10 protein-coding genes and 1 pseudogene are annotated in these 14,088 nt (G+C 64.1%); 7 read left to right on the top strand and 4 right to left on the bottom strand.

Features of this window, described 5'->3' with window-relative positions; genetic code table 11:
• Positions 1-108 precede the first annotated feature (108 nt).
• Positions 109-1,281: a M20 aminoacylase family protein gene (locus P0R31_RS07560; RefSeq protein WP_275509056.1), complete on the top strand. Its 1,173-nt coding sequence runs from the start codon at positions 109-111 to the stop codon at positions 1,279-1,281.
• 105 nt (positions 1,282-1,386) lie between these two features.
• Here P0R31_RS07560 and P0R31_RS07555 read toward each other — a convergent pair whose 3' ends face one another.
• Together P0R31_RS07555 and P0R31_RS07550 are read right to left on the bottom strand one after the other, a co-directional pair.
• Positions 1,387-2,829 carry a UdgX family uracil-DNA binding protein gene (locus P0R31_RS07555; protein ID WP_275513519.1) on the bottom strand — a complete coding sequence of 481 codons (1,443 nt, stop codon included), beginning with the start codon at positions 2,827-2,829 and terminating at the stop codon, positions 1,387-1,389.
• Positions 2,829-4,064: a putative DNA modification/repair radical SAM protein gene (locus P0R31_RS07550; RefSeq protein ID WP_275513518.1), complete on the bottom strand. Its 1,236-nt coding sequence runs from the start codon at positions 4,062-4,064 to the stop codon at positions 2,829-2,831. Before P0R31_RS07550 ends, P0R31_RS07555 begins: the two co-directional genes overlap by 1 nt.
• A gap of 162 nt (positions 4,065-4,226) precedes the next feature.
• Here P0R31_RS07550 and P0R31_RS07545 point away from each other — a divergent pair, with 162 nt between their 5' ends.
• From P0R31_RS07545 to P0R31_RS07530, 4 genes are all read left to right on the top strand, one after another.
• On the top strand, positions 4,227-5,015 hold the full coding sequence (locus P0R31_RS07545) for an ImuA family protein (RefSeq protein ID WP_275513517.1): 789 nt from the start codon (positions 4,227-4,229) through the stop codon (positions 5,013-5,015).
• Entirely contained in the window at positions 4,912-6,507 is a 1,596-nt protein-coding gene (locus tag P0R31_RS07540) for a Y-family DNA polymerase (protein WP_275513516.1), read from the top strand. Before P0R31_RS07545 ends, P0R31_RS07540 begins: the two co-directional genes overlap by 104 nt.
• Entirely contained in the window at positions 6,504-9,983 is a 3,480-nt protein-coding gene (locus P0R31_RS07535) for an error-prone DNA polymerase (protein ID WP_275513515.1), read from the top strand. Before P0R31_RS07540 ends, P0R31_RS07535 begins: the two co-directional genes overlap by 4 nt.
• 240 nt (positions 9,984-10,223) lie before the next feature.
• Entirely contained in the window at positions 10,224-10,805 is a 582-nt protein-coding gene (locus P0R31_RS07530) for a hypothetical protein (protein ID WP_275513514.1), read from the top strand.
• A 289-nt stretch (positions 10,806-11,094) separates the two neighbouring features.
• Here P0R31_RS07530 and P0R31_RS07525 read toward each other — a convergent pair whose 3' ends face one another.
• Entirely contained in the window at positions 11,095-11,865 is a 771-nt protein-coding gene (locus P0R31_RS07525; RefSeq protein WP_275513513.1) for an SDR family NAD(P)-dependent oxidoreductase, read from the bottom strand.
• A gap of 220 nt (positions 11,866-12,085) precedes the next feature.
• Complete coding sequence (locus P0R31_RS07520; protein WP_036006055.1) at positions 12,086-12,373, bottom strand: hypothetical protein; 288 nt, start codon at positions 12,371-12,373, stop codon at positions 12,086-12,088.
• A gap of 90 nt (positions 12,374-12,463) precedes the next feature.
• Here P0R31_RS07520 and P0R31_RS07515 point away from each other — a divergent pair.
• Both P0R31_RS07515 and P0R31_RS07510 read left to right on the top strand, forming a co-directional pair.
• A pseudogene (locus tag P0R31_RS07515) lies at positions 12,464-12,679 on the top strand (CoA transferase); the annotation flags it as partial.
• A gap of 144 nt (positions 12,680-12,823) precedes the next feature.
• Positions 12,824-14,074, top strand: coding sequence for an efflux RND transporter periplasmic adaptor subunit (locus tag P0R31_RS07510; RefSeq protein ID WP_275513512.1), 1,251 nt, complete (start codon positions 12,824-12,826; stop codon positions 14,072-14,074).
• The last annotated feature ends 14 nt before the right edge of the window (positions 14,075-14,088 follow it).

Genomic DNA, 14,088 nt, shown 5'->3' with positions numbered 1-14,088 from the left:
GCCCGGCCATGCCGGGTGAACAGGGCTAGACCCCGATTGCCGGCGGTTGGGTGGACCGACGCTTGCATGGTAGACAGACCTTGCATTTCCAACAGCTCGAGACCTTCCATGCCCATCGTGAACCGCGTCGCCGACCTTCAACCCGATATCCAGGCCTGGCGGCGGGACATCCATCAGCACCCCGAGCTGCTGTACGATGTCCACCGCACCGCAGCATTCGTTGCGGACCGGTTGCGGGAGTTCGGCTGCGACGAAGTCGTGACCGGTCTCGGCCAGACCGGCGTCGTCGGCGTAATCAAGGGCAACAAGCCCACCGGCGAGGGGCTCAAGGTGATCGGCATGCGTGCCGACATGGATGCGCTGCCGGTCGAGGAGCAGACTAATCTGCCTTACGCCTCCAAGATTCCCGGCAAGATGCACGCCTGCGGCCATGACGGCCACACCGCGATGCTGCTCGGGGCGGCCCGCTATCTCGCCGAGACGCGCAATTTCGCCGGCGATGCCGTGGTGATCTTCCAGCCGGCCGAGGAGGGTGGCGCCGGCGGCGCGGCCATGGTCAAGGACGGCCTGATGGAGCGGTTCGGCATCGAGCAGGTCTATGGCATGCACAACGGCCCGGGCATCCCGGTCGGCTCGTTCGCGATCAGGCCGGGCCCCATCATGGCGGCGACCGACGAGGTCGACATCATGATCGAGGGCGTTGGCGGCCATGCCGCGCGTCCGCACAAATGCGTCGATTCCGTTCTGGTCGGGGCGCAGGTGATCACGGCCCTGCAGTCGATCGTCTCCCGCAGCGTCGATCCCCTGGAATCCGCAGTCGTATCGATCTGCGAATTCCACGCCGGCAACGCCCGCAACGTCATTCCGCAGACCGCGACCCTGAGAGGCACCATCCGCACGCTGTCGCCTGAGGTGCGCAAGCTGGTCGAGAAGCGCGTGCATGAGGTCGTGGCGGGCGTGGCGCAGATCACCGGCGCCAAGATCGACCTGCACTACAAGCGCAATTATCCGGTCGTGAACAATCATGCGGCGGAGACCGAAGTGGCACGGCGCATCGCCACGCAGGTCGCCGGCGAGGCCCATGTCCACGAGATGGCGCCGCTGATGGGCGGCGAGGATTTCGCCTACATGCTGGAAGCGCGGCCCGGCGCCTTCATCTTCTGCGGCAACGGCGACAGCGCCGGCCTGCATCACCCCGCCTACAATTTCAACGACGAGGCGATCGTCTACGGCACGTCCTATTGGGTGAAGCTGGTCGAGGAGCAGCTCGCGGCGTCGTAGGACCGGGTCCGAAGCACAGATGAAAGGGCCCGTGCATTCCACGGGCCCTTGTCTATTTGAGAGATCGGATCGTCAACAACGGCGTGAAGCCATTTCCCGCTGTAGTCACGCAGCCCGTGCGGCTTTCTTCTGCAGGCCGGCGGCGATCTTCAGATCTTCGACGAAGCGCCGATATTCCAGAACCTTGGCTTCGGGATCAGGCAGTCGCAGCAGATAGGACGGGTGCACGGTCACCAGCGCCTTGCGGCCTTCGGGAAGCTCGATCAGCCGGCCGCGGTTCTTCCCGATCGGAGTGATCTTGCCGAACACGCTTTGCGCGGCGGTGGCGCCCATCGCCACGATGAGATCGGGCTGGATTACCGAAACTTCCCGCTCGTACCATTGCCGGCACGCCCGGATCTCAGGTGTGATCGGCTTCTGGTGCAGGCGGATCTTTCCGCGCGGCACGAATTTGAAGTGCTTCACCGCGTTGGTGACATAGACCTTCTTGCGGTCGACGCCGGCCTCCTCCAGCGCGCGATCGAGCATTTGCCCGGCCGGGCCGACGAAGGGATGGCCGGCGAGGTCTTCCTTGTCGCCGGGCTGCTCGCCGACCAGCATGATGTTGGCATTCTTCGGCCCTTCGCCGAACACGGTCTGTGTCGCGTCCTTGTAGAGATGGCAGGCGCGGCAATGCGCGGCCTCCTCGCGGAGCGTTTCGAGATCATCGGCAGCTGGCTTGCGTTTCATCGGAGCCTCCGGCCGCTTCTGAGGCTTGTGCGGATCGGTTGCGGCATTGGCGATCATGGCGCCGGTCATGCGTTCGGCGTCCTCGATCAAGGGCTTAATGATCGAAGCCTCGGGCAGGTTCCTCCAATATTTCTTCGGCATCTCGGCCTGCATCGCCTTCACGTTGAGCCGGGCCGGATTGAAGATGCTGGCATAGTAGCGCCGCCAGGTTTCCTCCAGCCGGTCTTCGCCCGGCGCCTCGCTCTTGCTGACGCCCGGCGTGAACGAGAGCGCATGGCCGTCCCAATGCGCGCAGAGGTCCGGCGTCAGGATCGACCAGGGCATGTCGGCAAAGCGCTTGGCGAAGAACGGCGCGGCGAGCTCGACGACGTGATGCTCCGGCTCGAACCAGGCGACGTAGTGCGCCTGGCGTTCCCGGCCGATCTCGCGGAAGCGCACGAAGGCATGCATCTTGTGCTCGTCGCGATAGACCGCTTTCGCCATGGCCGTGACAAGCGCGACATCGGCGTCGGTCGCGACCTCGATGAGATCGTGACTCTCCTTCAGCCGGAACAGCAGGCGATACAGGATCGCAAAGCGTTCGCCATCGCGATGCAGGATCGCCGCCTTGGCGAGCTCGACGAATTTGCCTGGTACGTTGAAGGTACCGTCGTTCACCTCGAAGATCGGAGACGGCGAGGACGGTGCGAACAAGTCCGCTTCGCCGCCTCGCACAGTCCAGGTGACGTCGCCCGGCGGCACGTGATGGAGCACGAGGCTGCGCGCGGCTTTGCGCCAGCCGTCGAAATCGGTTTCAGTGTCGAGCATGATGTACTGCATCAGAAGCCAAATCCCAGTTGCGTTGCCTTCGGCTTGAACCGTTCGATCAGTCCGGCCGCATCGAGACGATGCGGTGAGGGACGGTGATCGCTGAGGACGATGAACGGCAGCGCCTTGTTGCGGGGCACATGCAGCCGCGCGAGATCGGCGAGGCGGATCGTGGTGGTGCGCCGCGTCGCGAGGATGCGTTCGACCGTCCTGGTGCCGAAGCCCGGCACGCGCAGCAGCTCCTCGCGGCTGGCGCGGTTGACGTCGAGCGGGAAGCGGTCGCGGTGGCGCAGCGCCCAGGCCAGCTTGGGATCAATGTCGAGCGGCAGCATCGCGCTGTCGTCGACGATCTCGCCAACGTCGAAGCCGTAGAACCGCATCAGCCAGTCGGCCTGGTAGAGCCGGTGCTCGCGCAGCAGCGGCGGCTGTATCAGAGGCAAAGCGTGGCTCGCGTCGGGGATCGGGCTGAAGGCGGAGTAATAGACGCGCCGCAGCCGGTAGGCGCCGTAGAGATTGGCGCTGGTGTGGAGAATGGTGTGATCGGAGGCGCTATCTGCGCCGACGATCATCTGCGTGCTTTGTCCGGCGGGGGCGAAGCGCTGCGGCCTGGCCTTCGTCTTGGCGCTGCGGCTCTCCTCGGCCTCGTCCAGCTTCAGCCGCAGCCGGCCCATGGTGCGGCGGATCGCGCGCACGTCCTTCTCCGGCGCGAATTGCTGCAGGCTCGCCTCCTCAGGCATCTCGATGTTGATCGAAAGGCGGTCGGCATATTTGCCGGCCTCGGCGATCAGCGCGTCGTCGGCCTCGGGAATGGTCTTCAGGTGGATGTAGCCGCGGAAGTGATGCTCCTCGCGCAGTTTTCGCGCGACGCTCACCACTTGCTCCATCGTGTAGTCAGGGTTGCGGATGATGCCGGAGGAGAGAAACAGGCCCTCGATGTAGTTGCGCCGGTAGAAGTCGAGCGTGAGCTTGACCAATTCGTCGATGGTGAAGCGGGCGCGTGGGACGTTCGAGGAGGCGCGGTTGACGCAATAAAGGCAATCGTAATTGCAGGCGTTGGTCAGCAGCACCTTGAGCAGCGAGATGCAGCGTCCGTCCGGCGCGTAGGAATGGCAGATGCCCATGCCCGGCGCGGTCGAGCCCATGCCCTTGCCGTCGCTGGAATCCCGCTTCTCGGTGCCGCTGGAGGCACAGGATGCGTCGTATTTGGCGGCGTCCGCCAGAATCTCCAGCTTGCGTTGTACGTCCATGTTTGAATCTCTTTGATTCCGCTCATGAATCTTTGGATGCGCCAATTCGATTGACTCTGCCGGCGCCGTTAGCTTTATATTAGAACATATCATGAACAAATGAGCCAGCCGCTGGTTCTCTTTTTGAGAGCCATCGGCAATCACCTCTGAGGAGCGGCGAGCATGAGCGGCGCACGTATGAGCGCGCTTGCGACCTTGCGTAGCCAGATCGAGCGCATCGAGACGGCGGAAGTCGTGCATCCGCGCGATCGCATCGCGCTCGGCCATGGCGCGGCCGACGCTGCGCTGAAGGGCGGGCTCGCGCGCGCGGCGATCCACGAGGTGTTTTGCGAAGGGCGTCAGGGCGCGGCCGCGACGGGCTTTGTCATGGGCCTTGCGGGACGCGTGAGCGCACGCCGGCCGCTATTGTGGGTGCGGCAGGATTTTTCGGAGCTCGAAACCGGCGCGCTGTCGATGAGCGGGCTATCCGAGCTCGGCCTCGATCCGCGCCGTGTGGTGATGGTGCGCGCCGCCGATGTCGAGAGCGCGCTGCGCACCTCGGCCGACGCGCTCGCCTGCGATGCGCTCGGCGCCGTCGTGCTCGAGCTCTGGGGCGATGTCAGGCAGTTCGATCTCGTGGCGAGCCGCAAGCTGACGCTGGCCGCGCAAGGCTCGGGCGTCACCGGCCTCTTGCTGCGGATGGCGGCGCAACCGCTGCCTTCGACCGCCGAGACCAGGTGGATGCTGCGTGCGGCGCATTCGCCGCCGGGCTCGGTGTGGAGTGCCTGGGGCGCGCCGGTGTTCAATGCCGAACTCTTGCGCAATCGTCATGGCCCATGCGGCCGATGGATCATGGAATGGAATTGTGATGAGTGCCAGTTCAGTGAACCCTCGACGTATCCTCAGCCTGTGGCTGCCGCACCTGCCCATCGACAGGATCCAGCGGTTCGTTGGCAGCGCCGGGCTGGGTAAAACCAATCCTGAGCCGAGCATTGTCGTCATCAAGGACAACAATGCGCTGGTGATCCATGCGCTGGACGAGGCCGCCGAGCGCCTCGGCCTGTATATCGGCCAACCTCTGGCCAATGCGCGGGCGATGTGCCCGGACTTGCGTGTGTTCGACGCCGATATTGTGGCCGATGCGAAGACGCTCAGCGACATCGCCGATTGGTGCGACCGCTTCACGCCGCTGGTGGCGCTCGATCCCCCGCACGGGCTGTTCCTGGACATCACCGGCTGTGCGCATCTGTTCGGCGGCGAGGCCACATTGTTGCGGACGCTGGTCCGCGCGCTCGGCCGGCAAGGCTTTGCCGTCAGCGCGGCGATCGCCGGCACCTCGGTCTGCGCCCGCACGCTGACGCGGCAGGCCACGGGCACCATCGTGGCCGATGGCGGCGAGGCGGAGGCGATCAGGTCGTCTCCGGTCTCCGCGCTCGGTGCAGGCGAGGCCATCACCACCGGCCTGCGCCGCGCCGGGCTGAAGACCATCGGCGACGTCGCATCGCGCAGCGCCTCCGAGATCACGGCGCGGTTCGGCGCCCGGTTCTCCACGCTGCTCGCCCATGCGCTGGGGCAGGGCGATGCGCCGATCAGCCCGCGCAAACCGCTGCCCGACTACATCGTGGAAAAACGCTTTGCCGAGCCGATCGCGACCGACACCATGATCGCGATGACGCTGTCGCGGCTCGCCGACACGTTGATCGCGTCCATGGAGAAGCAGGGCAAAGGCGCGCGGCGGCTGGAAGCGGCATTCTTCCGCACCGATGGCGTGGTGCGCGCGATCACGGTCGAGACCGGACGTCCGGTGACCAGAAGCGCCGTAATCGACCGCTTGTTCCGCGAGCGGCTCGATGCACTCGCTGATCCCCTCGATCCCGGCTTCGGTTTCGACATGGTGCGATTGTCGGCGAGCCGCACCGAAATCGTGGTGCAGGAGCAGCGCGATCTCGATGCCCATGTCCACGACAATGACGAGCTCGCCGCGCTGATCGACCGCATCGCCGCGCGCATCGGCGGCAAGCGTGTCGTCGTGCACCTGCCGCAGGATACCCATATCCCCGAAAGCGCGGTGCTGGCCGCATCGGCGCAGCATCATCTCGCTGCTGCCATGCAGGCCGAATGGCCGGCGCGCGTCGCGAGCGAGCCGCCGCTGCGTCCCTTGCGGCTGTTCGACAAGCCGGAGCCGATCAAGGTGCCATTCGCGACCGTGCCCGATGGCCCGCCGCATCAATTCACCTGGCGCCGCGCGCTGCACGCGGTGGTGCGGGTGGAGGGGCCCGAGCGCATCGCGATGGAATGGTGGCGGCAGGACGGCAAGCAGCTGACGCGGGATTATTTCCGCATCGAGGATGCCGAGGGCCTGCGCTTCTGGATCTTTCGCGACGGTCTCTATGAAGGCGAGGTGTTCGACGGTGACGGCAAGCCGGCGTCTCCCGGCTGGTATGTGCATGGTCTTTTCGCATGAACAGCCCCGCTTATGCCGAGATCGGCATCACCACCAATTTCTCTTTCCTGCGCGGCGGCTCGGATCCGCGGGCCTATGTGCATCAGGCGAGCGCTTTAGGAATTCCGGTGATCGGCATTGCCGATCACAACACGCTCGCGGGTGTGGTGCGGGCCTACAAGGAGCTCGACAATGACAAGGTGCTGCACAAGCCTAAGCTGCTGATCGGTGCGCGCATCGTCTTCATCGACGGCACGCCCGACATCCTGGTCTATCCGCGCGATCGCGCGGCCTATGGCCGGCTGTGCCAGCTCCTGACCCGGGGCAAGCGCGGCGACGACATCACGCGGATCGAGAAGGGCGAGTGCCGTCTCACCCTCGCCGATCTCCTGGAATTCTCGGAAGGCCAGCTCCTGGTGTTGACGCTGCCGCATCGTTTCGGGCCGGCGCGGGCGCTGGATGTCCTCGCAAAGCTGAAGGCGAGCCGTGCCGAGGGCGTGTGGCTGGCGGCGAGCCTGCTCTATCGCGGCGACGACAGGCGTCGTCTCTCGCGGCTCGATGATCTCGCGGCAAAGGCCAAGGTGCCGCTGCTCGCGACCAACGAGGTGCTGTATCACGATCCCGGCCGCCGTCCGCTTCAGGACGTGCTGACCTGCATCCGGGAAAAGACCACGATCGAGGCGATTGGGCGGAAGCTCGAAGCCAATGCCGAGCGCTTCCTGAAGACGCCACGCGAAATGGCGCGGCTGTTCCGGGATTTTCCCGAAGCGATCGCGCAGACCATGCGCTTTGCGGACGCAATCGAGTTCTCGCTCGACCAGCTCAAGTACCAATATCCCGACGAGCCGGTGCCGCCGGGCAAGACCGCGCAAGGGCATCTGGAGGATCTGACCTGGGCGGGCGTCGACAAATATTTCGGCGGCAAGATCGGCGACAAGCTGCGCGCGACTCTCAACAAGGAGCTCGCGCTGATCGCGGAGCTGAAATACGCGCATTATTTCCTCACCGTGCACGACATCGTCCACTACGCGCGCAGCCAGAACATTTTGTGCCAAGGGCGCGGCTCGGCGGCGAATTCGGCCGTGTGCTACGTGCTCGGCATCACCTCGGTCGATCCGACCAAGGTCGATCTGCTGTTCGAGCGCTTCATCTCCAAGGAACGGCTGGAGCCGCCCGATATCGACGTCGATTTCGAGCATTCGCGCCGTGAGGAGGTGATGCAATATGTCTATCGCCGCTATGGCCGCCACCGCGCCGCGATCATCGCCACCGTCATCCATTATCGCCCGCGCAGCGCTATCCGCGACGTCGGCAAGGCGCTCGGCCTGACCGAGGACGTCACCGCCGCGCTCGCCGACACCGTCTGGGGCAGCTGGGGCAAAGGCCTCAACGACATGCAGGTCCGGCAGGCCGGGCTCGATCCGAACAATCCCATGATCAACCTCGCGGTCGAGCTTGCGACCGAGCTGATCGAATTCCCGCGCCATCTCTCCCAGCATGTCGGCGGCTATGTGCTGACCCAGGACCGGCTCGACACCTATGTGCCAATCGGCAATGCCGCGATGGACGACCGCACCTTCATCGAATGGGACAAGGACGACGTCGATGCGCTTAGCATGATGAAGGTCGACGTGCTGGCGCTGGGCATGCTGACCTGCATCAGGAAATGTTTCGATCTGATCGACCAGCACAAGGGCGAGCGTTTTGTGCTGGCGAGCGTCCCGCAGGACGACCCCAGGGTTTACGACATGCTGTGTGCCGGCGAGTCGCTCGGCGTGTTCCAGGTCGAAAGCCGCGCCCAGATGAACATGCTGCCGCGGCTGAAGCCGCGGACTTTCTACGATCTCGTCATCGAGGTCGCGATCGTGCGCCCCGGGCCGATCCAGGGCGACATGGTGCATCCCTACTTGCGGCGGCGGAACGGACTCGAGAAGGTGAGCTATCCCTCGCCGTCACCGGCGCATGGCGACAAGGACGAGCTTTACAATGTGCTGCACAAAACGCTTGGTGTCCCGCTGTTCCAGGAGCAGGCAATGCGTATTGCGATCGAGGCCGCACATTTCACCTCCGAGGAAGCCAACGGCCTGCGCCGCTCGATGGCGACCTTCCGCAATGTCGGCACCATCGGCCAATATGAGGAGAAGCTGATCGGCAACATGGTGGCGCGCGGCTACGATCCCAACTTCGCTAAAAGCTGCTTTGACCAGATCAAGGGATTTGGCTCCTACGGCTTTCCGGAGAGCCATGCCGCGAGCTTTGCACAGCTGGTCTACATTTCGTCGTGGCTGAAGCACTACCATCCCGACGCCTTCTGCTGCGGTCTGTTGAATTCGCAGCCGATGGGCTTTTATGCGCCGGCGCAGATCGTCAGCGACGCCCGCAAGAACGGCGTCGAGGTGCGCGACATCGACGTATCCTACAGCTTTGCGCAGAACACGCTGGAGGAGGGGAGCGGTCAGTATTGCGCCGTGCGCCTCGGCTTTCGCCAGATCGATGGATTCCACTGGCTGGACGAGGATGAGGAGCGCCTGAAGCGCTCCCAGCTGTCATTCCGGGGCGACGCGCCAGCGTCGAGCCCGGAATCCATAACCCCGATCGGGAGTATGGATTCTAAGGTGCGCAATTGCGCACCAGAGCTCGCGCCAAGAGGCGCGCCCCGGAATGACGACGTGGAGAGAGTGCCCGACTGGGCCGACCGCATCGTCGCCGCCCGCAATCGCCGCCCCTTCACCTCGCTGGAGGATTTCGCCCGCGATACCGGCCTGCCCAAGCGCGCGCTGATCCTCTTGGCGGATGCCGATGCGTTCCGCTCGCTCGGGCTCGATCGCCGCGAAGCGCTGTGGCAGGTGCGGCGGCTGCCCGACGACGTGCCGCTGCCGCTGTTCGAGGCGGCGACCGCGCGCGAGCAGCCGGACGAAGGCGCAAAACCGCTGCCGGTGATGCCGCGCGCCGAGCAGGTGGTCGCGGACTACCAGACCATCCGCCTGTCGCTGAAGGGCCATCCGATGGAATTCCTGCGCGAGATGTTTACGCGCGAGCGTATCGTCGCCTGCAAGGAGATCAGCCATGAGAACGAGCGGCGCCGCGTCCGCTGCGCCGGCGTGGTCCTGGTGCGGCAGCGGCCGGGCAGCGCCAGCGGCGTCGTGTTCATGACGCTGGAGGACGAAACCGGCATCGCCAATGTCGTGGTCTGGCCCAAGATCATGGAACAGTACCGGAAAGAAGTGATGGGCGCGCGCCTCATCCTGGTCGAAGGCTACATCCAGAGCAGCCCGGAGAAGGTGACGCATCTCATCGCCCAGCGCATGGTCGACCGCTCGCACGATCTGGTCGGATTGGCCAACGATGCGCTCGGCCGCAAGCATCCGCTGCCCGCAGGCGCCACCGTGGTCGAGCCGCTGAATGAAGACCCCCGCGCCCTCGCGGACATGCCCGCGCAAAAAGTCCGCCACCCCCGCAACGTCCGCATCCTGCCGCCGTCGCGAGATTTCCATTGAGGCTGATCAAAAGCTGCAGGAATCGGCCAATCCCGCTCTATCGATACGATTTGAAATAAACCTCTAAGCAACCTGAAAGCGAGAAACGCCAATCATTCGTGGTACCGATTCGGATATGGCGGGAGTCGATATTTGCAACCGAGATCGTCGCAAAGACCGCGCGGCCTCGTCACCGCCTTAAAGCCGGATCGAAAACCCTCTCGCATCGATAGACTGGGCCTCTGGTTCTCCAAGAGCTGCATGATCGACGGGCTTTGGATCGGGACAACCGAAAGCAAGCCTTACCCGGCGTTGCGCCGCGTGGAGCAGGCCTGCCACCTCATCAAGCGCCACGACGCACTCAACTATTCCCGTATCACCCGCAATCTCGATCGAATATGGGTGCACCTGCTCCCCAACGCCCGGGCGCACTATGATCGGTCACTGAACGCTTGCGCCCTCGATGAACGTTATGTTCTCAACGAGACAATGACGCTTGAAGGGATCGCCTCCACCATTGTTCATGAAGCGACCCATGCGCGGTTGGAGGGATGGGGAATCTTCTATGAAGAAAAGAGCCGCTATCGAATCGAGGCCGCGTGCCTTCGGCGCGAGCTCAACTTCCTCACAAAGCTGCCTGACAGCGGGTTAATGCAGGAAGAAATTGTGCGTACTCTGGAGTGGTGCGAAAGCGACCAAACCTACCTTTCCGACGCCAGCTTCCGGATCCGAGAAGACCAAGGCCAGATTGATACATTACGCTATTTGGACGCACCGGGCTGGCTCGTGCAGTTTGCCATGTGGCTTATTCGCAGGCGGCGTTCGCGCGTATCCGAACCGTAAGCGCGCACCAAGCGGACGTGCCTCTGCGAGGATCTAAGCGACGAAGCAATCAAAGACTGTTCCTGCGAAAGATTCTGGACTGCTTCGCGGAGCCTGTCATCGGGCCGCGCTACGCGCGGACCCGCTGGCTCGCAATGACGGTGTTGCAATGACGGCGCGCCACACTCTCAGTCGTCATGCCCGGGCTTGACCCGGGCATCCACGTCTTTCCCAGTGTGCAGTAGCGCGTGGATGGCCGGGTCAAGCCCGGCCATGACGGAGGAGAGAGCCACGCGACTCAGCCTTAGCTCTAAAAATTCACCCGGTTCGAGATCGCGCCGTCCACGACGAAATTCGAACCCGTCGTGAATCCCGACACCGGGCTGGCCAGAAACACCGCCGCGCTCGCGATGTCCTGCGGCGTCGCCATGCGGCCGGTCGGGTTGCGCTTCATCGCGTCCTGGTACCGCTCCGGCATGTTCTTCTCGATCATCTCCCAGACGCCGCCTTTGAAATAGACGGTGCCGGGCGATACGACATTCACCCGGATCTTCTTCTTCGCGTATTGCCGCGCCAGTCCCTTGGCCATGTGGATCAGCGCGGCCTTGATCGGGCCGTAGGAGCTCGCCGTGTCCGCCTGCGCCGCGGCGATCGACGAGATGATCACGAAGGCTGCATCGCCACTGCTGGCGCCGCTTGTCTCGAGGAACGGCCGGGCGGCGTCGAAGGCGTGCACGGCGCCGAGCAGGTCGAGCCGGAAATTCTGCTCCCAGGATGCGGGATCGTGCCCTTGCGCCATTGCGCCGGCATTGGAGAACAGCAAGTCGATACCGCCGAGCTCTTTCGCAGCCGTCTCGATCCAGCTTTTCAGCGCCGCGCCGTCGGTGACATCGACCGGGCCGCCGGTGGCGTTGATGCCGCTCGCCTTCAACTCCGCGACGGTGGCCGCAACCTGATCGGCGTTTCGCGCGCACACCGCGACATTGGCACCTTCGCCGGCCAGCGTCGCCGCAATCGCCCGCCCGATGCCACGCGTGCCGCCGAGCACGACGGCGTTCTTGCCTTTGAGACCGAGATCCATTGTTGGCTCCTTTTTGTTGGTGCCGCGAGTGTAGCTGTTTCGCGAGGCGCCCAGAAGCCTCCACGTCGTCAATGCGAGCCACCGGGTCCGCGCAAAGCGCGGCCCGATGACAGGCTCCGCGAAGCAATCCAGAAATGCATCCCCTGGATTGCTTCGTCGCATCAGCGCAAAATTGCTGCGCAATTTTGTCGCGAGCTCCTCGCAATGACGCCGAGAGACTTCACTCCGGCGCCGCTCCCACCGGCGGGCCGCCAGGCGGGCGGTGCAGGAAGGTCAACGAGGCATAGGCGCCGGCCCAGGAGCCGATTGCGGCAAAGGCAACGTAGAAGACGTTCTCGGTGTAGCTGATCACGGCGTAAGAGGAGAGCAGGTACCAGACCGCGCTCCAGTTCGCCGCCGGGATGCGCTTGCGCGCGATCACGGCCGAAGTGAACATGACATAGACGGCGTCGGTGGCCGCCGTCGCGATGAACACGGCACCTGCGATGAGGGGATCGATGGCGGCCATTGCAATCCTTTCTGCGATCATGACACGGTCGCGAAAAGTACAGCAAATGAGCGAGGAGAGAAGCAGCCATGCAGAGCCCCGCCGACATTCTGGCTGTGGAATCTCGGCCGGTTCGAGGGCGGATTGAATACCCCGGATGTTACGGGAGAGGCCGTACATGCTGCGTTCATAGAATGCATGCAATCTGGCCTCGGCACGTTGAAGGCGGTGCAGCATTCCGCACGTCTTTCGAAGACGCCGGCGCGTTGGGGCCGTCCGGCGATGCTGCTCGGCAGTCATCCGGCACAATGGCCGGCCCGAAGCTGACGTGAAGCTGACATGTCGCGGATTTTCAACGCAAACGGAAAGGGCCGACGCGTTTTTTAGGTTGTTTGAAATCCCAATTCGGCACTATTAGCGCGAACGATGAGGCAATCATTTGCCGAGATCGTCGCAGACACGACGGGCCCCATGGCAGTTGAGATTACCAAGCGATTGCACGTGATTGCAAAACAACGGGTGATCGCATCCGTAGTTTTACTAGCTCTCGCCGGCGCCGGTGTCGGAGCGTACGGCTTGTTCTCTTCGGGCCCGAAGGCAAAGAAGCACTCCGAGATCTCCAGCCAATCGCGCAGAAATGCGCAGACCTTCACGCCGACGCCGTCCGAATGGGCGACGCTGACGATCGAGCCGGTCAAGGCCAAGAGCTTCCGGGCCGAGTATGTCACCGAGGGCAAGGTCGCGGTCGACGAGGACCGCTCGACGCCGGTGTTCTCGCCCTATGCGGGCCGGGTCACCAAGCTGCTGGCCAAGCCGGGCGAGACGCTGAAGCAAGGGCAACCGCTGTTTACGATCGAGGCCGCCGACACCGTGCAGGCCCAGAACGAGTTCATCGCGGCGATGACCTCGCAGAACAAGGCGAAGTCGGCGCTCGAGCTTTCCGACATCCAGTTCAAGCGCGCCAAGGACCTCTACGAGGGCCATGCCATTCCGCTCAAGGATTACCAGCAGGCGGAAGCGGCTCAGGTGCAGGCGCGCAACGACATGCGCTCCTCGGTGGCCGCGCTGGAAGCCGCGCGTAACAAGCTGCGCATCCTCGGCTTCACCGACGAGGCGGTCAAGACGTTCCAGGAAAAAGGCGTCATCGATCGGGAGATCACGATCTACTCGCCGATCTCCGGCACGGTCGTGCAACGCAAGATCGGCCCGGGCCAATACGTCAATTCCGGCGCCAGCGATCCGGTCTTCGTGGTCGGCGACCTCTCCACGATCTGGCTCACCGCCTTCGTGCGCGAGAGCGATGCGGCCGCGGTGTGCATCGGGCAGGACATCACCGTCAACGTGATGGCGCTGCCGGGCCGTCCGTTCAGCGCCAAGATCAACTACGTTGCCGCCGCGATCGACCCCGCCACCCGCCGCCTGCAGGTCCGCGCCACGATCGACAACAAGGACGGGCTGCTCAAGCCGGAAATGTTCGCGAACGTCACGATCTATTCGGCCGGCGACCGCGCCGCACCGGCGGTGCCGAAGCAGGCACTGATCTACGAGGCCGACAAGGTCCGCCTCTGGGTCGCGCGCGAGGACAAGTCGGTCGAGCTGCGCCAGATCAAGATCGGTCTCATCAACGGCAACCTCGTCGAGGTCACCAGCAATCTGAAACCCGGCGAGCAGATCGTCACCAAAGGCAGTCTGTTCATCGACCGCGCGGCGTCCGGCAGCTGATCGACGACCCAGGA

Origin of the sequence: Bradyrhizobium yuanmingense (genome assembly GCF_029167105.1) — a bacterium.
GTDB lineage: Bacteria > Pseudomonadota > Alphaproteobacteria > Rhizobiales > Xanthobacteraceae > Bradyrhizobium > Bradyrhizobium yuanmingense_A.
The sequence above is the reverse complement of the archived record's forward strand: the minus strand, read 5'-3'. Positions and strand labels throughout refer to the sequence as shown.